Annotated in this window: 23 protein-coding genes and 1 pseudogene; 10 read left to right on the forward strand and 14 right to left on the reverse strand. The window is 45.0% G+C overall.

The window, feature by feature from the left end; all coding sequences use genetic code 11:
• The first annotated feature begins 128 nt into the window (after window positions 1-128).
• From QUB80_RS16670 to QUB80_RS16700, 7 genes and pseudogenes are all read left to right on the forward strand, one after another.
• A pseudogene (locus QUB80_RS16670) lies at window positions 129-346 on the forward strand (type II toxin-antitoxin system HicB family antitoxin).
• Window positions 343-525: a type II toxin-antitoxin system HicA family toxin gene (locus QUB80_RS16675; RefSeq protein ID WP_289790628.1), complete on the forward strand. Its 183-nt coding sequence runs from the start codon at window positions 343-345 to the stop codon at window positions 523-525. The pseudogene QUB80_RS16670 and the gene QUB80_RS16675 overlap by 4 nt, the downstream one beginning before the upstream one ends.
• Window positions 526-540: 15 nt before the next feature.
• Complete coding sequence (locus tag QUB80_RS16680) at window positions 541-852, forward strand: DUF433 domain-containing protein (protein WP_289790629.1); 312 nt, start codon at window positions 541-543, stop codon at window positions 850-852.
• Window positions 845-1,180: a DUF5615 family PIN-like protein gene (locus QUB80_RS16685; protein ID WP_289790630.1), complete on the forward strand. Its 336-nt coding sequence runs from the start codon at window positions 845-847 to the stop codon at window positions 1,178-1,180. The genes QUB80_RS16680 and QUB80_RS16685 overlap by 8 nt, the downstream gene beginning before the upstream one ends.
• 71 nt (window positions 1,181-1,251) lie before the next feature.
• Complete coding sequence (locus QUB80_RS16690; RefSeq protein WP_289790631.1) at window positions 1,252-1,488, forward strand: DUF4259 domain-containing protein; 237 nt, start codon at window positions 1,252-1,254, stop codon at window positions 1,486-1,488.
• An 83-nt stretch (window positions 1,489-1,571) separates the two neighbouring features.
• Window positions 1,572-2,198: a Uma2 family endonuclease gene (locus QUB80_RS16695; RefSeq protein ID WP_289790632.1), complete on the forward strand. Its 627-nt coding sequence runs from the start codon at window positions 1,572-1,574 to the stop codon at window positions 2,196-2,198.
• Between the two features lie 401 nt (window positions 2,199-2,599).
• Complete coding sequence (locus QUB80_RS16700) at window positions 2,600-4,585, forward strand: carboxylesterase family protein (protein ID WP_289790633.1); 1,986 nt, start codon at window positions 2,600-2,602, stop codon at window positions 4,583-4,585.
• A gap of 107 nt (window positions 4,586-4,692) precedes the next feature.
• Here the strand turns inward: QUB80_RS16700 and QUB80_RS16705 are convergent, their stop codons facing one another.
• The 8 genes from QUB80_RS16705 to QUB80_RS16740 form a co-directional block, all read right to left on the reverse strand.
• Window positions 4,693-5,568, reverse strand: coding sequence for an RNA polymerase sigma-70 factor (locus tag QUB80_RS16705; protein ID WP_289790634.1), 876 nt, complete (start codon window positions 5,566-5,568; stop codon window positions 4,693-4,695).
• Window positions 5,565-5,975, reverse strand: coding sequence for a hypothetical protein (locus QUB80_RS16710; protein WP_289790635.1), 411 nt, complete (start codon window positions 5,973-5,975; stop codon window positions 5,565-5,567). Before QUB80_RS16710 ends, QUB80_RS16705 begins: the two co-directional genes overlap by 4 nt.
• An 80-nt stretch (window positions 5,976-6,055) precedes the next feature.
• Window positions 6,056-6,550, reverse strand: coding sequence for a carboxymuconolactone decarboxylase family protein (locus QUB80_RS16715; protein ID WP_289790636.1), 495 nt, complete (start codon window positions 6,548-6,550; stop codon window positions 6,056-6,058).
• A 194-nt stretch (window positions 6,551-6,744) separates the two neighbouring features.
• Window positions 6,745-6,873 (reverse strand): hypothetical protein, encoded by a 129-nt coding sequence (locus QUB80_RS16720; RefSeq protein WP_289790637.1) that lies wholly within the window; start codon window positions 6,871-6,873, stop codon window positions 6,745-6,747.
• A 123-nt stretch (window positions 6,874-6,996) separates the two neighbouring features.
• Entirely contained in the window at window positions 6,997-7,449 is a 453-nt protein-coding gene (locus tag QUB80_RS16725; protein ID WP_289790638.1) for a GNAT family N-acetyltransferase, read from the reverse strand.
• Between the two features lie 54 nt (window positions 7,450-7,503).
• The gene (locus tag QUB80_RS16730; RefSeq protein ID WP_289790639.1) at window positions 7,504-7,947 is read right to left on the reverse strand and encodes a GNAT family N-acetyltransferase; all 444 of its coding nucleotides are present in this window, start codon (window positions 7,945-7,947) and stop codon (window positions 7,504-7,506) included.
• A 137-nt stretch (window positions 7,948-8,084) separates the two neighbouring features.
• Window positions 8,085-8,708: a class I SAM-dependent methyltransferase gene (locus QUB80_RS16735; protein ID WP_289790640.1), complete on the reverse strand. Its 624-nt coding sequence runs from the start codon at window positions 8,706-8,708 to the stop codon at window positions 8,085-8,087.
• 99 nt (window positions 8,709-8,807) lie between these two features.
• The gene (locus QUB80_RS16740; RefSeq protein WP_289790641.1) at window positions 8,808-9,431 is read right to left on the reverse strand and encodes an NAD(P)-dependent oxidoreductase; all 624 of its coding nucleotides are present in this window, start codon (window positions 9,429-9,431) and stop codon (window positions 8,808-8,810) included.
• Window positions 9,432-9,845: 414 nt separating this feature from the next.
• Between QUB80_RS16740 and QUB80_RS16745 the strand changes: the two genes are divergently transcribed.
• Complete coding sequence (locus tag QUB80_RS16745) at window positions 9,846-10,718, forward strand: helix-turn-helix domain-containing protein (protein WP_289790642.1); 873 nt, start codon at window positions 9,846-9,848, stop codon at window positions 10,716-10,718.
• On the opposite strand, the gene QUB80_RS16750 is transcribed toward QUB80_RS16745, so the two are convergent.
• Complete coding sequence (locus QUB80_RS16750; protein ID WP_289790643.1) at window positions 10,715-10,861, reverse strand: hypothetical protein; 147 nt, start codon at window positions 10,859-10,861, stop codon at window positions 10,715-10,717. The two genes, QUB80_RS16745 and QUB80_RS16750, sit on opposite strands and share 4 nt — an antisense overlap.
• An 18-nt stretch (window positions 10,862-10,879) precedes the next feature.
• Window positions 10,880-11,626 (reverse strand): SDR family oxidoreductase, encoded by a 747-nt coding sequence (locus QUB80_RS16755; RefSeq protein WP_289790644.1) that lies wholly within the window; start codon window positions 11,624-11,626, stop codon window positions 10,880-10,882.
• Window positions 11,627-11,929: 303 nt separating this feature from the next.
• Here QUB80_RS16755 and ftsH point away from each other — a divergent pair, with 303 nt between their 5' ends.
• Window positions 11,930-13,690 (forward strand): ATP-dependent zinc metalloprotease FtsH, encoded by a 1,761-nt coding sequence (gene ftsH / locus QUB80_RS16760; RefSeq protein ID WP_289790645.1) that lies wholly within the window; start codon window positions 11,930-11,932, stop codon window positions 13,688-13,690.
• Between the two features lie 141 nt (window positions 13,691-13,831).
• Here ftsH and QUB80_RS16765 read toward each other — a convergent pair whose 3' ends face one another.
• Window positions 13,832-14,329 (reverse strand): globin domain-containing protein, encoded by a 498-nt coding sequence (locus QUB80_RS16765; RefSeq protein WP_289790646.1) that lies wholly within the window; start codon window positions 14,327-14,329, stop codon window positions 13,832-13,834.
• A 479-nt stretch (window positions 14,330-14,808) separates the two neighbouring features.
• Between QUB80_RS16765 and QUB80_RS16770 the strand changes: the two genes are divergently transcribed.
• On the forward strand, window positions 14,809-15,105 hold the full coding sequence (locus QUB80_RS16770) for a hypothetical protein (RefSeq protein WP_289790647.1): 297 nt from the start codon (window positions 14,809-14,811) through the stop codon (window positions 15,103-15,105).
• A 96-nt stretch (window positions 15,106-15,201) separates the two neighbouring features.
• Here the strand turns inward: QUB80_RS16770 and QUB80_RS16775 are convergent, their stop codons facing one another.
• The 3 genes from QUB80_RS16775 to QUB80_RS16785 form a co-directional block, all read right to left on the reverse strand.
• The gene (locus QUB80_RS16775) at window positions 15,202-16,848 is read right to left on the reverse strand and encodes a GMC oxidoreductase (protein WP_289790648.1); all 1,647 of its coding nucleotides are present in this window, start codon (window positions 16,846-16,848) and stop codon (window positions 15,202-15,204) included.
• Complete coding sequence (locus QUB80_RS16780) at window positions 16,845-17,726, reverse strand: NAD-dependent epimerase/dehydratase family protein (RefSeq protein WP_289790649.1); 882 nt, start codon at window positions 17,724-17,726, stop codon at window positions 16,845-16,847. Before QUB80_RS16780 ends, QUB80_RS16775 begins: the two co-directional genes overlap by 4 nt.
• Before the next feature lie 530 nt (window positions 17,727-18,256).
• Window positions 18,257-18,475, reverse strand: a 219-nt coding sequence (locus tag QUB80_RS16785; RefSeq protein ID WP_289790650.1) for a hypothetical protein, incomplete at its 5' end; no start/stop codon positions are given.

Here is an 18,475-nt window from a genome sequence, read left to right on the forward strand (position 1 = left end):
GTGAGTTCAACCGTTAGACTGAACACAATACTACAGAAAAACAGTGCATGGCTAAGGAATCAACTTTGCTCTCATTAGAAATTTTTTTGTAACTTAGAATTAAAAGTAATTGTGCATAGTTTGTCAGCATGAACCAGAGAATGAGGCAAGTAATTCTCTACAAAGACGAAGATGGCTATTGGGTGGTAGAGTATCCAAGCCTTAAGGGGTGTATCAGCCAAGGTAGGACAAAGGAGGAAGCTCTTTCAAATATCAGGGAGGAATTTTAGGCTACGTTGCAGCTTTGGAGGAGGATGGCTTAACTGTTCCAGAAGAGAAGTTTGAAACGTTTCTGGTGGTTGTGTGAGTAGAATACCTAGAATTTCAGGGCAAGAATGCATCAAAGCGTTGAAAAAGGTGGGTTTTTACCAGAAGCGAAGGGAAAGTAGCCATGTCATTCTGCGTCGAGATAATTTTCAATCACACGACCCTTATAAACACCCCAAAAAAGCCATAATAGGAGTATTTGTAAAGTGTCGTGGCTAAAAGGCGGGTTTTTTTATGGAGTCAGTTATTTCTGAACACATCGAAATCACGCTTGGTGTATGTGGTGGTAAACCGCGTATTGCTGGACATCGGATTCGAGTGCAGGATATTGTCATCTGGCACGAACGATTAGGACTTTCACCAGATGAGATAGTATCGCAGTATCCCAGTATCACCTTGGCTGATGTGTATGCGGCGTTGGCATATTATCACGATCATCTTGAGGAAATAAGGCAACAAATTCTAGAAGATGAAGAGTTTGCTAAACAGTTGCAGGCGCAAACTCCTTCGCTTTTGTTGCAAAAACTAGACAATCGAGATGTCTAGGACGATTAGATTTCACCTAGATGAAAATGTTAGTAACGTCATTGCAGACGGATTACGCCGTCGTGGTACTGATGTTACAACTACCCCAGAACAAGGATTAATATCTGTCTCAGATGAACAACAACTAGCGTTTACACTGGCTGAGAGTAGAGTAATTTTCACTCAAGATGCAGATTTTCTCCGCTTCCATCAAGCAGGTGTTAATCATGCTGGCATTGTCTACTGTAGTCAGGGTAGTCGCTCAATTGGTGAGATCATACGCAGCTTGATTTTAATTTGGGAGTGGTTAGATGTGGAAGAAATGTGTGGACGTGTTGAATTTATTTAAAAGAACAAGAGGTGAAAACTGTCTAGGAAGCGATCGCCCGATTTTAAAACCTAAGCACTAATGAGAAAAATGTGATCGCTGCTGCTGAAGTAGTTGTGGCATTAATGGGTAGAGCGGCAACATCACTTCCCGATGAAGTTATGGAGTGGGTTGAAAGACAAGGTGAGATGCATTCCGCAGTTGTTAATAAAGCTAGAAGTGCTGTCAATCGAGTTTTGGTTGATTCTGAGCTGCAAAGTGTTTGGGAAGATTCAGGCAGCAGTGAGTGGAAGGCGAGTGTCGAAAATCTTCTGAAGCGTTTGGCGTAGCATAACACAGCGATTCGCTTGCACCAGTTTGATGAAATATAATTACAACAATACTGAAGGCATTGATTGGGCTAAGTTGACTTATGACTATTGCGATCAACCAACCAATACAACAGCAGCCGCTCAACTTTGAAGAGTTTCTTGCCCGTTACGGTAGCGATAACCGCTACGAACTGATTGATGGAGAGGTGTTCGACTTGGAACCTACAGGTCTGCATGAAGAGGTTGCAGCTTTTATTACCACAGAGATCTGTGTCCAAATCGACACTACAGACTTACCCTGGTTTGTTCTTCAGCGTGGGCTGTTACGCCCTTCTAACACTGGTATGACAGCATTTCGACCTGATGTTGCAGTTATCGATCAAGACGAACTTATCCAAGAACCACTTTGGTCTGAGCCATCGATTCTGACGTTAGGTAGTTCAATTAAGTTTGTAGCAGAAGTTGTGAGCAGCAACTGGCAAAATGATTATGCTCGTAAGGATGAGGACTACGCAGTTCTAGGAATTCCAGAATATTGGATTGCAGACTACGCAGGCTTGGGTGGAACTCGACACATTGGAAAGCCCAAACAACCCACCCTCTCTATCTGTAAGCTAGTGGATGGAGAGTATGAAATTCAGCAACTTCGGGGCAATCAGGCGATTGCCTCTCCAACTTTTCCAGATTTAAAGCTGACGGCTGAACAGGTGTTGAGGGCTGGCAGGTAAAATTGCCTGCTTTGAATAGCGATCGCTCAATTGACAACCCTAAGCACTAGTGGGAAAAATGCGATCGCTAAATACTTAATGCATTTAATGCAGCTTACTTGTTTGTTAAGTTAAATCCGCATACATTCTCAAGCGATCGCCCAGGAATTTATCGATAGGGTGGTCGTAATTGTTGCATATTACTGGGAATCGATACTAATTCATATATGCATCAAACCATTAAGATTTTCTGTGTTCAGAGCATTTGGTAGTGCGGTGACTTATATATAAATTAACCGCCTAATTTCTGCTGTAAGTAAGTGCAACTAAGAGTGGTTGGTTATACCAACCTATTTTTTAATGACTAGCCGCTTTCGTCTTGTTCCTCCCATGACATATGCATAAACTAAAGAGATTATATTATGTCAAACAACCGCATACAAATAGCAGCGATCGCCCTATTAACCTCGTCGTTCTTCTTGAGTAGCGGTAGTAATGCTCAGATGGACGGCAAGAGGGTGAAAATTGAGCCTGGCGTAATCGAGGGAGCGGTATCAGGTGATGTCCTCTCCTTCAAGGGCATTCCCTACGCAGCACCCCCAGTGGCGAACCTGCGTTGGCGATCGCCCCAGCCCGTGCAGCCTTGGAAAGGTGTGCGTAAGGCAATACAATATGGCAACGATTGCGTGCAGCAGCCCATTCCCGGTGATGCTGGTGCTAGCGGTTCGACGCGGGGTGAGGATTGTCTGGTTCTGAACGTTTGGCGTCCAGCAAATATCAAGTCTGGGCAGAAACTTCCAGTGATGGTATGGATTCACGGTGGCGGCTTTCTGAATGGCGCGGCATCGGTTCCGTTCTTCGACGGCAGTCAGTTCGCGCGTCAGGGTGTGATACTGGTGGGTATCAATTACCGACTTGGGCGGATGGGCTTCTTTGCACATCCTGCGTTGAGCGCCGAAAACCATCGACCGCTCGCCAACTACGCCCTACTCGATCAGCTTGCGGCGTTGAAATGGGTTCAGAAAAACATTGAGGCTTTTGGCGGCGATCCGAATCAGGTGACTATCGCTGGCGAATCGGCTGGCGGCATATCGGTGGTACACCTACTCACCTGGCCTGCGGCGCGCGGATTATTCCATCGTGCGGCAGTGCTGTCGGGTGGCGGCAGAAGTTACATCGTTCAGCACCGCAAGCTCAAAGAAGCGATCAGTTCGTTGCCGTCTGCCGAAGAAAGCGGTATTGAGTTCGCAAAGAGTGTCGGCATCAGCGATACGGGCGCGGCTGGACTCAAAGCACTGCGCGCGCTACCTGCTGAGAAGGTCAACGGTGAGATGAGCATGGAAGCCCTCCTGAAGTTACCGCCGAGTTATGCTGGCGGCCCTGTGAACGACGGCGATGTCGTAACTGCGCAGCCAGAGCAGAATATCCTGCGCGGCAACATTGCGAAGGTGCCACTGATGATCGGCACCACCGGCGATGACCTTGCGGCAGATTATCCACCGGACAGAACGCGGCCGCTCAATTTCTTTGGATCTGATGCCGAACGTGCCCGCCGACTCTACGATCCAGAAGGCAAGCTGCCGACAGACCAGTTGGCATTCCGAATCGCAATTGATATGACCATGCACGAGCCAGCACGCTTCGTTGCTAGGCAGATGACCGCTAGGGGAACGCCGTCTTGGTTGTATCGCTTCGACTATGTTGTCGATTCCCTGCGCCCGAAGGTGACTAGCGCCCCTCACGCGGGTGAGTTGAGTTTCATGTTCGACCAGATGGACAAACGCTATAGCTCTGAACTCACCAACCGAGACCGCGCGATCGCAAAAACCTTCCATCAGTATTTTGTGAACTTTGCCAAGAACGGCGATCCGAATGGTGCTGGATTGCCGTCTTGGCCAAAATTCGATCCTGCAAAGTTTGACCTGATGATGTTCAACATGGATGGTCAGGCGAAGATGCAGCCTGACCCTTGGCGGGAGCGTCTCGCCCTGGTGGAGCGGGAAATGGATGCCAGGGCTGCATCGTCTGGAAATCAAACCAGTCTCGTAGGTGCTTCCTGGCAGTTGGTGAAGTTTCAAAGCGGTGATGGGACAACACTAACACCAAAGGACAAGAGTAAGTACACAATCGCCTTTGCAACCGACGGTGGTGTAAGTGTGCGAATTGACTGCAATCGAGGACGCAGCACCTGGAAATCATCAGGAGCTAATCAGCTTCAGTTTGGTGTGCTCGCACTCACACGCGCTAAGTGTCCACCAGATTCTCTCCACGATCGCATCGTCAAGGACTGGCCGTTTGTGCGATCGTATGTCATCAAGGATAGTCATCTATTTTTGTCGCTGATGGCAGACGGCGGCATTTACGAATTTGAACCGATTAGCAAATCACAACCAGTCGCACCCAAATAATTAATTCCATCTCGTGTCCGGTGAATGTAGTACTGTTCATCTCCCCGACTTTTTTAAAAAGGCGGGGGCTATAGCCTCTCATAACCTTAAACTTTATGAGTAAAGTTTCATGAAGGTGAATTTGCCATAATTCGCTTCAACTTCTCTGGATTCCTGACAGTGTAGACAGATTGAATATAGCCATCCACAATTTCAAATGTCGTTACGCTGTGAATGCAACCATTAACGAACGTGATTATGCCAGACTGTCCATTAATGTCGATGATGTGATTAACCGCCTCAGCAAGCCATTTGCTGCGAATCGCCAGCAAAAACCGGGCGACTTTCATTGATCCCTGTAGCGGTTTTAAGGCAGCAGCAACCTGTCCTCCGCCATCCGACCAATAAGTGACATCTTTTGCTAGAAGTGCCAGCAAACTTTGCAAATTACCCTGGGTTGAAGCTTCTAGGAATTTTGTTGTAATTTGCTCCTGTTGTTGATGGGAAACCGGAAAGCGAAGACGTTGAGCAGTGATATGCTGGCGCGATCGCCGCAGAATTTGGCGGCAGTTGGCTGGACTTTTCCCTACCATCTGAGCAATTTCGTCGTAGTCATACTCAAAAACTTCCCGCAGCAGAAATACGGCTCGTTCGATGGGTGATAAGCGTTCTAGAATCACTAAAAACGCCATCGAAAGGGAATCTGCCAACTCTAACAGAGCAGCTGGATCATCGGATTGTTGAGTTATAATCGGTTCAGGTAGCCACGACCCTACGTACTGCTCTCGTTGCACACGGGCAGAGCGCAGATGGTCAATGCACAGGCGGGTGATAATTGTTGACAAATAAGTTTTAGCAGATTTCACCGTGTCTTCTGCTGTTTGCTGCCAGCGCAGGAAGGTTTCTTGTACCATGTCTTCAGCATCAGTAGCCGTTCCCAACATCCGGTAGGCAATCCCAAATAAAAGAGGACGATGCTGGTTGAAGGTTTCGAGATGACTCATAAAACCTGCTCTGTTTGCTGTAGAGTACTCAATGACCATGCGCCTAATGCACATCCAAGTCCTTCTGTCAAGAATAGAAGAATAGCAGTGATATGGAAGAGGACACCCCAACCAGTAAATGGAATTTGGGAGATATGATCGGGACTGATCGCAACGAAATGATTGTAGAGACCAAATAGAAATGCTCCAACCATTGAACTCAGCAACAACCAGCTACCAACCTGCTGAAATGATGTCCAAAGTAAAATCATGGCAGCGATCGGAGCTAACACAATGATAGAAACGACAAATAGACTTTGCAGCGCAGATAAAGGAACGGGTATTTTCTTGTGGGCTAAACCATGCAAGACTACGACAATAGCATGAATAATGACAGCGATAGTGGCATATCGAATCATGCGTTGCATCTTTACTACTCCCTGAGCGTGTATTGATATGACTGAATAGTTTTAGGAGAATGAAAAAGGTTTTCACTCCCCCAGGTTACTTACGCAGAAAGTGTTTCAAGAGCCGTTTTTCTCTCCTGTAATGGTTGCGGCTCATAGCTGCCAGGAAGCATACGAGTGGTAATTGCAATCCGATTCCAGCCGTTAATCGTGACGATCGCCATCAACAGGTTTGCTATTTCATCTTGAGCAAAATAATGGCTCACTTCATTGTAGATTTCATCTGAAACATGGTCAGTTGCAATCAAAGTAACGGCTTCTGTAAAGGCAAGAACTGCCCGTTCTTTTGGGGTAAAAAATGGAGTCTCCCGCCACGCATTGAGAGCATAAATCCGTTGTTCAGTTTCCCCATTAACTCTGGCATCTTTAGTGTGCATATCGATGCAAAATGCACAACTGTTAATTTGTGATGCTCTAATTTTAATTAGTTCCAGCAGTGTTGGCTCGATGCTGCTGGCTCGAACATACCGTTCCAGGTGCAACATCGCTTGATAAGCGGCTGCATTGGTTTTTCCCAGCTCCATTCGGCTCTGCATCTCGGCAACCTCTTTATAAAATAGGCTTTCATAGATGAGACGAATGAGTACTGCTAGTTGTGACAGGTAAAATTAGCAATCGCTGAATCTTATAATCGGGAATTCTTGCTTGGCGATCACACCATAGTTAAGTAGAGTTGTTTTTGGTTGAGATCCTCTCGATTTAGTGTGAATGCTTGAGCATCTAATCCAAATCACTGTTCAAAGCAATCGTGTTGAGGAGTAAGTATTCCCCAGCCAGAGAGAGATTGGCTATTAGAGCGTAATAAATTGCGGTTGCTTCGGATTTGGGAAAGTGATGCGATCGCGTAGAGTTTGCACATAAACGGTTGTTTTATTTTTTGATGATGTAATAGTCGTTCATGAAATCGTGGGGTTGGATATCCTGCATCAGATAAACACCATCATCTCGCAGAGCGTTGTAAATATTCTTTTACTAGTGTGAATCACACCTCGATGTTAATCCTGTAGATGTATTCAATGTAGGTTTCACTGACTTTCTGTGCGCCTGTGTTCTCAAAAGTTTTCCGTGCAGCCTCATTCTCTAATGATGTTCCAACCCATATGTGCTCAACCCCATCTTCCTTACAATACTTCTTTAGTTCTGCTATCATTCGTGAACCTAGCCCTTTGTTTCTGAGTTTTTCATCTACGCTGATGTCGTAAAGGTAGACGTAAAATACATCGTTTTCTATAGCAGGAAAACGAAAGGCGCTTAAATATCCAACTGGAGATGAGTCAATCAAACAAACAATAAAATAGCAATTTTTATCTGCCAAGGCTCGCATCAAATGCGCATTGCTAGCTATACTACCAACCCGATTCACTTCTGGTATCAAAAGTTGGATAGCAGACGATAGTAGTGGATAATCATTTTCTTGGAGTCTTTTAATCTCCATAAAACTCTATAACTATTTTCTACAAAGTGCTACAAAAACAGGGTTGTATTGCTACTACTGCAACTGCAAAGCGTAATGGTAAAATTCTTTATTCTTAGTGTACCCCCGCGATTCGTAGAGTTGTTGTGCATTTGTATTAGAAATTTGAGTAGCTAAAATGACTCGAACTGCACCGCTCTCCTTTGCATACTTTTCGACAGCATTCATCAGTAAATTTGCGATTCCTTTCCTGCGATGCGACTCTTCCACATACAAATCGTTTAATATCCATATCCGTTTCATGGATACCGAAGAAAAGCTAGGATAAAGCTGAGTAAATCCAACTATTTCCCCATTATTAGCAACTGCAAACACAACCGAGTCATTATTATTGAAACGCTCTTGTAAAAACTTCTTGGCAGCTTCAACATCTGATGTCTGCTGATAAAAAACACGATATCGATCAAACAGTATCGACAAACTCTCAAGATGTTGAATACTAGCTAAGAAAACTTCCATTCACTGTCCTCATTAATTCGATATGAATTTTCACTTCAAAAATTATAACTGCTAAATTAATGAGGTGATCGCGCAAACGTCTAGTCTGAGTTTCAACAAGCATTTAGCTTTGGAGTGCATACTGTTCGATAGCGCCTTCACTTTCTGAACAAAAATGATGCGAGTCTGGGTAGTTTATTTTGCCCCTGTTTATGCCACCACTCTCTGAAGTCCTCTAGCATGAAATTATGATTTTTTGCTGTGTTAAAAAAATCTGAGATATGATGCACAAATGTTGGAATTTTAATCACTTCTTGATTTCTTTGAAAATTAGCTTGTGTTCCTCGATATTGTCTGAACGGATGGAGTTCACAAATGAAGAAATATCCTCCTTTTACTAATACACGAAATGCTTCTGAAAATATAAATGAGAGGTCTTCGATATGTTCTAGAACGAGATTACAGGTAATCAAATCAGCAGACTCATTGCTACAAGCCCATGACTTCGTGATATCTCCTGTAACAAATATCACGTTGGATGAGGTGATTTTCTCTTTTGCCTTTTCGAGCATTGGTGCCGAAAAATCGATTGCATAGACTTTTTCAGCTATTTGTGAAAGTAGAAGTGTATTTTTACCTGTACCACAGCCAATTTCAACCACTGATTTATACCTTAAACCCATTAAGGTTTCTCTGGTGACTACTTGATCCAGATCGCGCGTCAGGTTTTCATCAGCATCGTATGTAGCCGACCAACTATCGTATGCAGCTTGAATATTCATATTGGCTCGCGATGGATATCGTACCTGCTGATGATAACTTTAGTTTACTTGACTTTTGAATACCTATCGACGGGCTAGAAAAAGTCATCACAAAAGCATTTAATACGATACACTAGGCGTCTTGTGAAGGTATGAATCATCCGTCAATTGCTTTAACATGAAATCGGCGACATCGGCGCGAGAGATTTTGAGTTTTGATGTCTTGTCGGTGCCTGGAAAACCATGCCGATACGTGTCGGTGCGATTCCCATCTATGAAGGCTCCCGGACGAACGATTGTCCAGTTCAAGTGGCTTTGCTTGATGTAGTTCTCTTGCTTCACATGATCTGCATATGCTTGACGCAGGAAAACCCCAAACATGATGTACTTCCAAAAAAAGTTGAGATTATCCCAACTATCCCCAATCCCAAGAGTCGTTTGGCAGATCAAACGCTGAACGCCAGCTTTCTCCATGGCGTGGATAATATGTCGTGTCCCTTGTGATCTGATTGTCCCATTCTTACCTGCTCCGATCGCACATAAGACTGCATCTTGACCTTGTAATGCCTTCTCTACAGATGCAAGATCCATGACATCACCCTGAACAATCTTCAGGTTTGGGTGTTTGATGTCGAGCTTTGCAGGATCGCGGGTAAATGCCGTGACAGTGTATTCCTGCTCAAGAGCTTGCTTAACAAGCTGGCGCCCTATGCTGCCTGTTGCTCCAAAAATAAGTAGCTTCATATTCTTTGCTCCCTCTACTTTATAAGCTGCCGAACTCGATAAGTGATGATATTAGACAACTTCCAAGCCTCAATAAATTCTCTTGTGAGTCTTTTAAGAGCGTGATTCTCGTTTCAAGTAACTTCGCCAACTCTCACTACGCAAACTAGAATTAATGTGTAATAAATATCCCATAGTTCCTCACGAACAATCACTATTTCAGCTTAGATAAATTACCTGTCATGGGCTATCTAATTCCTGTGCAACTATCAAAATCTTGCTACTAGTTTTCAGTCTGTAAGCTCAGAATTTCTCCCAAAGTAAATACAATTAAATCAAACACCCATGTGATTTGACCCACAATAAATCAGTGAAAATCTCATGTCTCTAGCCCCTAGCCCCTATTCTCAAATTAGCTAAATTGGGTTTTGCATCATGACAAATCCAGCCACCGATCAGACAGAAACAACCTACTTGCCCATCTTGTCTAGCCAGGCTCAGGGCTGGGAAAATATTCTCGTCGAGGAATTTCAACAACCTCCAGGTGAGGCGAGGTGTCATTACAGCGATGAACATACGATTTATCTGTCTCTTGCTCCCCATCCCATTCGCTTGCTGCAAATTCAAGGGGACAAAACCCACACAGGATTGTACACGAAAGGTGATATTTCTGTAACACCTGCAAAGACGCCACTTTTTGCACGTTGGGAAAAAGATGATCACTACTTGCAGATTCGGATTGCGTCTCGTTTTATCCAGAGCGTTGCCACAGAAGCTCTAGCAATGAATCCAGAGCAGCTGGAATTACTGCCCGAATTTCGGATTCGTGATTCTCAGATCGAGGCGATCGCCATGATGTTTCTGTGTGAACTGCAACAGGAAAATCTAGGCGGGAGGCTCTACATTGAATCACTGGCAAATGTTCTGGCAGTGCATCTGCTCAGACAATATGTTGCCGCTAAACCTTATATTCAAACATACGAGGGTGGGTTATCTGAGCGCCAACTACTGCAAGTCTTGGAATATATCAACGAACATCTCAATCAAGACATTAAGCTTGTAGATTTAGCTCAGTTACTGAACATTAGCCAATTTCATTTCAGCCATCTGTTTAAGCGATCGCTCGGTACGGCTCCCTACCAATACCTAATCCAGCAACGGATAGAACGCGCAAAGCAGTTGTTGAAACAAACTAATCTATCAATTATGGACATTGCCTTAGAGTGTGGATTCAACAGCCACAGCCATTTGAGCAAACAGTTTCGGCAATTTACAGGCATGACACCAAAAGCCTATAGAGCGAATTAAACGTCGTGCAGTTGAGCCGATGCAGACAACCTCTCGGCGCTGGCTTCAAAACAATATTTAATCAGGTGGCGAATTAATTGAATTTCTCCCAGCAGCATCGGTAAGTTCGTTATACCGATGAGAAGGCGGCTAGTCGCGTGCATGGGGACTGTAGGCTGCGGTTACTTACCCCCACTAATGTCTATAAAAGAAGCTGTTGTGTACGAAGCCTCATCCGAAAGCAACCACAAAATTGCTTTTGCAACTTCAATTGCTTGCCCACCTCTCTTCATGGGGACAAATTCTTTGACTCGCTCCACACGATTTGGTTCACCACCGCTTGCATGAATATCAGTGTAAATAAAACCCGGACGTACAGCATTCACACGAATACCCTCATCGGCAACTTCCTTTGCTAACCCAATCGTCATTGTATCAATTGCTCCTTTGGAAGCAGCATAGTCTACATACTCACCAGGAGAACCGAGACGAGAAGCTGCTGAGGAGACATTAACAATTGCTCCTCCTCTACCACCATGTTTGGTAGACATCCGTTTAATGGCTTCTCTTGCACACAGAAAACTTCCGATGATATTTGTTGTCAAAATTCGCTGCAAGCGAGCAGCATCCATATTCTCTACTCTTGTTTGCGGCTCCAGAATTCCAGCATTATTGACAAGTGCAGTCACTTTTCCTAACTGTTGATCCACCTGATTAAATAGATGAATCACATTCGTCTCGGAAGCAACATCAGCAGCTATTGCGATCGCTCTACCTCCACTGTGCTTAATAGAATCGACAATCTGATTTGCAGCCTCTTGATTGCGAAGATAATTGATGCAAACAGCATAACCTCGCTCGGCAGCAAGACAGGCAGTAGCAGCACCAATACCACGACTACCGCCTGTAACAATCAGGACTTTTTCCATTGCTGTAAAGACTTACAAACTACTTTCATGCATAATACAACGTTTAACTACATCTCAAATCTTGATCAGATTGGAAATCTGAGGCGATCGCATTCTTCTCACTAGTGAAGGTTTTCAATTGGGCGATCGCGAAAAAACAATTTTCTTGTGGCATTCGGAAAACCCTAAAAACAGTGGAGTAATCCCATCTGTTGCCTCTAAAGCAGTTGCAGCAAAATCAAGATAGTAAGAAGTCCGAATGTGAAATAAATCTAGATTTCCGACTTCTTAATGTTCTCCTCATCCCCACTAGGAATCGGTTCTATGAAGACGGAAACCAGTTCACAATCGGCTTACAATAAATTTATTGAGCAGGTCAAATCTTCTCAGGTACAATGGGTTGCCATAAAGCCTGATCGCATTGAATACACTCTCAAACCTGAATTTGGCAGCCAGCGCTACTACACTGAATTCTCTGGACAAATTGAGGATCTCTCCAGACTTTTGCACAGCTATAATGTAGAATTTGCTACCATCCCTGATAATTCTGCGAACGCCGCAGGCATCATCGGCTTACTCCTTTCTACCGGGATGCTCGTGGGTATTTTTGCATGGCTTTTAAAATTCACCAATGCAGGTGGTGGTGTAGGCGTTGGCATGGGCATGGGTAAAAGTAATGCACGGGTTTACAGTCGGGGCAAGACAGGTACGACCTTTGCAGATGTGGCGGGTGCAGATGAAGCCAAGCAAGAACTTCAAGAGGTTGTTGACTTTCTGTCCAATGGCGAAAAGTACCGCAAGATTGGGGCGAAAATCCCCAAAGGTGTGCTGTTGGTTGGGCCTCCCGGAACAGGTAAGACTCTGTTGGCAAAAGCCGTTGCTGGCGAAGCGGGGGTTCCTTTCCTAAGTATGTCTGGATCGGAATTTGTTGAAGTCTTCGTAGGTGTGGGTGCATCGCGGGTACGTGATTTGTTTAACCAAGCAAAGCGCCAGGCTCCCTGCATTATTTTTATTGATGAACTGGATGCGATCGGCAAAACTCGTGGCAACAATCCTATTGGTGGCAATGATGAGCGGGAACAAACTTTGAACCAATTGCTGACGGAAATGGATGGCTTTGATGGTAATAATGGCGTAATTGTAATTGCAGCCACGAACCGTCCTGAAATCCTTGACCCTGCCCTACTTCGCCCTGGTCGCTTTGACCGCCAGGTTTTGGTTGATCGCCCCGACAAAAGCGGCAGATTAGAAATTCTGCGGGTGCATACGCGATCAGTGTCCCTTAGTAAAGATGTGGAGCTAGAGGTGATCGCTGCCCAAACTCCCGGTTTCGCTGGTGCAGATTTAGCCAACCTTGTCAATGAAGCGGCGCTGATGGCAGCCCGCAAAAATCATCAGGTAGTTTTCATGAGTGATTTCCAAGAGGCGATCGAACGGGTGATTGCAGGATTGGAAAGGCGATCGCGGATTCTCACTCCCCTAGAACGGCAGACAGTAGCGTATCACGAGGTTGGGCATGCTCTTGTTGGCGCACTTATGCCCAGTGGCGCTAAGGTCTCCAAAATTTCGATCGTGCCTCGTGGATTGGGAGCATTGGGCTATACCTTGCAAATGCCAGAGGGCGATCGCTTCTTGCTGCTAGAAGATGAATTACGTGGGCAGCTTGCGACCTTACTTGGCGGACGAGCGGCAGAGGAAATTGTCTTCGGTAAAGTCTCTACAGGAGCCAGCGACGACATTCAAAAAGCGACGGATCTAGCCGAGCGTGCCGTCACTCAATATGGCATGAGCAATACCCTTGGGCCAATTGCCTTTGAAAAGAATTCAGCACAATTCCTGCAAGGCAGCAGTTCTCGACGCTCAATTAGTGCAGAAGTTGCGGCAGAGATTGATCGTCAAGTTAAGCAGAACATCGATAAAGCTCATGATATGGCTTTGAAAATTCTGCAACTCAACCTTGACTTGCTAGAGTCTACGACCCAAATCTTGTTAGAGAAAGAAGTGCTAGAAGGCGATGAGTTGCAACAAAGTTTAGCCAAAGTGCAAGCACCCGCAGGTTTGCATACCTGGCTAATGAAAGGTTAATTGAAGCTGGAATAAACTCAACTTTAGATTGGGCAATAGGGTGGGAGACGAATATCCAGCAAGTATATTGCATTGCCCCACCCTGTGCTTCTGCTCCCAATAGTGAATTGGTATTACAGGCAGTTTGCTAGTATGCTTCGGTCAGTCCGATGCACCAAGGTTGTTAGCTCTTGCCAATCGCTCAGTTAGTTCTTGATCTTCTTGTTTGTAGATCACCTTCTCTTTTTGAATAAAGATGTTTGCTAAAGCATCATAGGCTTCAGCCCACGCCAAGATAACTTCATCAGTTGCGGCATCTTGCAAAACATCTTTCATAGCTTGCAAAAGCTTTTCACCTATCAGCGGATACTGCTCAGGAAGTATGCGAGTCTCTACATGACGATGGGCAATTGTCTCTACCGCCACAGCTAACTCATCTAAGCGGTCAATATGGGTAGCATAGGCATAAACAGCCGCAGCTAACTTGTGTGCTTGCCCACAACCGTCTAGATGCTGCATCCAAGTAGTTTCAAAGCTGCGTTTGTAATCAGGTCGCTCTTCAAATGCAATTTGATACATCCGCCTAGTAATCTCTTCACCTTTTTCTTTAATAATCGGTGCAGTTGCTTTAACTATTTCAATCGTTTTTTGACTAACCATTATTAAAAGTTCTCCTCTTACTATCAGAATATTGATTGTATTAACAGTTTCTACATATAAAATTGCTAAGTGTTCCAGTAATTGAAATGTAGAACTGATAAGTCATGATATAAAATTATTATTGGAATATTAAAAATATACAAAAACGTTCAACTGATTTACCTGAATTGACATAAATATATAGAAACTTTCCGCCTATCATTCTGTATTAAGGAAATATACAAACTTTTTCTAAATCTTAATTTATGCAGAGATGTGCGAAGAAGTTGATGAAAGTATTTCAAAATTTAATTCGCCTCAAATATTATTCCTATAATCCGGATGAAACTTATATTGGTTGAACAAGATGTTGTATTTTTTCAAAAATAAGCTTTATTTAAAAGATATGGGTATAGATGAGGTTGAAGCTTCTTTAACTCATTTGATAGTTAAGAAAAAAATAACTGCTTCTCAACAAATACCGATTTTTTATACAACACGTGTTTCTAGATCAAGAGTTTTTAAATATCGGTTTGGGACGAGAAATTGAATGCAATACGAGCAAAAACTACTCGCTATGTTTCAAGGTTGTCATGGTGGATTTAAGTTGGAAGCGATCGCATTCTTTGCACTTATGCTTAGGGTTTTTAATCGAGCGATTAGACTTGATGATGAGCGATCGTGCTTGGCATAAATTTCTAGCTCCACCAGGGGAGGCACTCTCGTCAAGGGTCGGTTTGCATCTTCGCCTTGCCGTCATTTTTGAACATCATCATGTCGAACTTTGCAGGAGCTAATTTTGGCCAAGACAGCAGTCCGGCACCTTTCTGATTGCCGTTCTTGGCAACGTCTCTTCCCTAGCTTAAAATTCAATGGAACTACAAACTCAGTAGTTACACATGAAGTTTTGTTGTTGATATTGGTGTTGTCTTAAGCAGATGCTGACCGAGGCGGCGCGCGAGTGCCAGGATTGTGAAGGTGGGTGAGTACGATGGCCCAGTCGGAAACACCGCCGAACTGGCTACATAGAGATTATCGGTACCGAACACTCGACAATTAGTGTCAACGACACCCTCTTCGGGTCGGCTGGCCATACGAGTGGTACCCATTTGGTGGGCTGCATCGGTCATGGTTTCCAAACACGGTGGATCGTTGCCAAAGTCAAAGGTTCCAAGTCCCAGTTCTGCAAACCTCTGTGTCAACAGTTGCAGCGTCTTTGCCATCGAACGCCGATCCTGATCGGTAAAGCACCAGTTTACCTCCAGCTTTCTTTGACCTAGTGCGTCGTATTCTGTTCCCAGCTTAACGCGACTGCCCTGATGTGGCACCTGCTCGGTCACAAACTTGACTCGGTAGGTGGTGACCCGACCATTACCGTCCCGGCAAGCAGGATAACCCCGTAAGGTTCGCCACAGGCGATCCATTGGCTTTTCGTAGATTGGTTTCAGGTATAAAACATGCTCAAGCAGTTCTTGCTCTTGCTGAGTTGCGTCGTCCAAGGCAAAACATATGCAGAAACGTGGTTTTGGCGCATATTGAAGTTCATGGGCATACTGTCGAGTTAAGGAACCTGGCTGTAGTGTTCCGGTATGGTGCTTAGGATGGTCAGTATAAAAGCGACCAACTAAATCGTGCTCATTACCGATTCCATTGGGGAGTTGACGGTTTGAGGCTAGTAGAAGACGCACAGTTTCAAACGCTCCAGTTGCAAGGATAACTACTTCACCCTCGACTATAAGTTCTCGACCTTCGAGTGAGCGGCAAACAACTGTGGTTACACGTTGACAGGAATCGTCGAGTCTTAACTCAGTTGCGGTCGCACCCAGTATCACGTGCAAGTTTTTTGAGCGGCGCATCTCTTCACCAAATCGTACCGCCGTGCGCGTGGGTGTCTTCTCCCAATAAAAGCTACTCATCTTCAAACCGCCTGCCGCGAGCTTTGCTCTGAGAGCCGCAATTTCAGGACGTATGGCTTCTGCCTCTAAATCACCGAAGCCGTAATCTTTTGCCGCCGAACGGTAGTGCTCCAAGAGATCGGCGAAGCTTATTGGCCAGCCACTATTGGCAACCCAAAGTCTACCATCAAAATCTGAGGGTTGTAAGTATTTCCACTTACCTGTCCAGACGTTACTTGTGCCACCAAACTGACGCACGCGGCTGACTCCGCGTAGTTCGGGTGGCAAATATCGATGGTAGTAAGAATCTGGATCTAGTTCGCGATGGCGTTTGCCAACAAAGATCACATCGTTCAATGCCTGAATCGATGGATCGAATTGATCGCGCCCACTTTCCACAACTACCACCTCTCGACCATGACGCGCGAGGTAAGTTGCCACCTCGGCACCCGCGATCCCTGAGCCGAGTACAACTACCTGCCCCCGCAGTTTCGTTTGCTCACCCAGATCAAGAATATCGGTAATCATATGACCTCCATTTGTTAAGCGATCGCCTAGTTTTGGTAAACTCTTGATAACGGCTAAAATAAGTGGTAGAAGAAAACTTTGGCAACCTCGCCAATATTTTCCAATTGTCCGCCTCATCGACTTTTGATGCTGCTGTTGCTTTCCATCTCTACAGTAAAGGGTGATGCTTCATCAGAACGCCATTTGTAACGTGGAATCCAATGCAACACTTCTTTAGCAAGTTTAGTATCAACAAGAGCTTTGTAAGGCTGCTCTTCATATTCTTGTCCACCTCGCCATTCCACATCTGGATGAATTGATTGAGCCATTTCCCGACTTGTCCGAGACGCTGAAGAAATATCGTCTGCGCACAGCAGCAAAGTAACATGGCCAGGGTTGGGACACTCTAACGCACATTTTGCCGCTTCTGCTGCATCCCGCACATCTAGAAATGCACCATACTCCCAAAATGGGTTCCACTCAAAGTCAGGATTAGCAGATCTGTTAGAAATGATAAATTCATAAGTCTCTGCGTCAAACACACCGGGAGGTCTCAGACAAATCGTCGGAATACCTGTACTATTTGTGAAGAATCGGCACATTTCTTCACCAAGCCTTTTGGAGATGGCGTAAGGAGTCATTGGATAGCAAGGATGGGCATCATCAAGTGGAAGATAGTCTGGTTTTTTTTCGCCTTTAAATACTCCCAATGCATCCACACTACTGAAGAATACAATACGTTTAGTTTTTGCCTCCAATGCGGCTGTAAGAATATTCCAGGTACCTAGAAGATTGACAGCCATGATATCGTTGGCACTATCCTCCGAATACCCAAGCAATGCTGCTAGATGTACAACTACTTCGCAACCTTGAATGTAATCTCGAATTTGCTGTTGATTAAGAATATCTTGCCCGTTCTTGATATCAAAGCCGATGATTTCATGCCCATCATCGCGTAAAACTTTTTCAACGGCTACTCCAATCATTCCTAAGTTGCCTGTAACCAGTATTTTCATGCTTCTACTTCAATTATTCTGGTTACTTAAGATATCAGCTATGGACAAGCCTATCGAACAATTTAAGGAAACATAACGGTTTGCTTGAGCCACTGTAAACAATCTTCGCATCCCTCCGAGGCGCTTTCATACAGACTAAGTATAGCCAGAACCCGAACACGCGCAATGCTATTAAACCAGCCTAATTCTGGTAGTGCTGCTGAAAGTGGACATTTTTATGCAGCGCTTAGTAGTGATTAAACAATCTTATAATTCTTGATTTTCACAGATAACCTTAAAAAAGCCACCACCTGAAACGTAAGCAAGCTAATACCAATTCTTTATGAGGCTGCATAGAATTCGATCCCCCCTAACCCCCCTTGAAAAAAGGGGGGAACCAGAAAAAATCTATCTAAGTCCACGGCAGGTGACGCCACTTGACGCCAGTCGCACTCGACGCGCTTAACCCGCTAGGGCGCTTACGCCCTTTATGCCGGGAAACCCTTACTTTCGCTTATCCACTACTCTGCGAGAAGCCGGACTACGTCCGTCTACGTGTCTACACCAGTCACCTGCGGCGGAGGACAGTCCGTTGCCAACAGAAGCGCCGTGCGGGGGTTTTCCCCCAACCCCACTCCGTGGGGGCCCCAAAGCCCCCCGTTGTAGACGCCCGGAGGGCGGCTTCCCGTAGGGTGGCGACTTCGGAGGTTCTCCCCCGTTGTAGGAACTGTCCGTTGGAAACCCGCCAAGAGTGCTGGTTCACCACCGCA

The sequence above is a fragment of the Chlorogloeopsis sp. ULAP01 genome (assembly GCF_030381805.1).
GTDB lineage: Bacteria > Cyanobacteriota > Cyanobacteriia > Cyanobacteriales > Nostocaceae > Chlorogloeopsis.